This is a genomic window from Mesorhizobium sp. M7A.F.Ca.US.014.04.1.1, assembly GCF_003998745.1.
In the GTDB taxonomy this organism is placed as follows: domain Bacteria; phylum Pseudomonadota; class Alphaproteobacteria; order Rhizobiales; family Rhizobiaceae; genus Mesorhizobium; species Mesorhizobium ciceri.
Genome location: NZ_RZRW01001103.1, coordinates 1 through 1,060 on the forward strand (window position 1 = coordinate 1; position 1,060 = coordinate 1,060).

Annotated in this window: 1 protein-coding gene and 1 pseudogene; one reads left to right on the top strand and one right to left on the bottom strand. The window is 64.1% G+C overall.

Annotated elements, in window-relative coordinates; translation table 11 throughout:
- A partial coding sequence (locus tag EOA22_RS34815) for a DMT family transporter (RefSeq protein ID WP_164756231.1) occupies positions 1-809 on the top strand: 809 nt, incomplete at its 5' end.
- 35 nt (positions 810-844) lie between these two features.
- Here the strand turns inward: EOA22_RS34815 and EOA22_RS34820 are convergent.
- Positions 845-1,060: pseudogene (locus tag EOA22_RS34820) on the bottom strand (hypothetical protein); the annotation flags it as partial.

Genomic DNA, 1,060 nt, shown 5'->3' on the forward strand with positions numbered 1-1,060 from the left:
TCGCCGACGGTGGCGCATGGACGATCATGCTGCTGCGCACCGGCACAACTTTCGTCGCGGCCATGGTCATCTGGTCGGTCTGGCGGGCACTCAGCCGAAACGCCCCGCCGCTGATCCCCGGCTGGTCCGGCCTGATCGTGGCGATATGCTACGGGCTGACCGGGATCACCTTCGTCACCGCCGTCTACCACACCTCGACCGCCGACCTGGTGTTCATCCTGGCCTTCAACACCGTCTTTGCGGGGTTGCTGTCCTGGATATTCCTGCGCGAGAGGCCGCGGCTGGTGACCATCGCGGCGATGGCGATCATGATCCTCGGCGTGCTGGTCATCGTCGGCGGCTCGGTCGGCACCGGCAAGCTGTTCGGCGATTTCATGGCGCTGTGCTCGGCCTTCTTCATCGCGGTGGCCATCACCATCTCGCGCGCCAGCGGCAAGGACATGGGATTCACCTCGCTCGTCGGCGTCCTTCTGCCGCTCGCGCTGGCGGTCTTCATGGTGTCAGGCGAAGGCTTTCATGTGAACGCGCCATGGTGGATCGTCTTCAACGGCGCCATCATCATGCCGATCTCGTTCTTCTGCCTTGCCGCCGGGCCGAAATACATTTCAGGACCGGAAGTGGCGATGTTCTACCTGCTCGAAACGGTGCTGGCGCCGGTCTGGGTGTGGATGATCTTTGCCGAGGCACCGACCCGCAACAGCCTGATCGGCGGCGGGATCCTGATCGTCACGCTCGTCGCACACTCGCTCTGGCAGCTGCATGAAGGGCGTAAGCGCCGGGTCGACTTCGCGGTGCATCACCCGGTCTAGCGACAATTCGGCTTACGGCGCAAAGCCGGTCGTTATCAGGCGCTGGCTTTCTTCGCCGCATTGGATTCCGGCAGGACCTCGATCTGCGGACCGGACTCGATTTCGGCCGCCGAATCGGCGGCCGTCTCGTCGGCCAGCTCCACTTCGCGCAGCCATTCGCGCCAGATGGCCACGAGCAGCGCCATAAGCACCGGGCCGATAAAACTGCCCTTCCTGCCGACCTTTTTCGGCCTGATCGGCGGCGTCAAGAC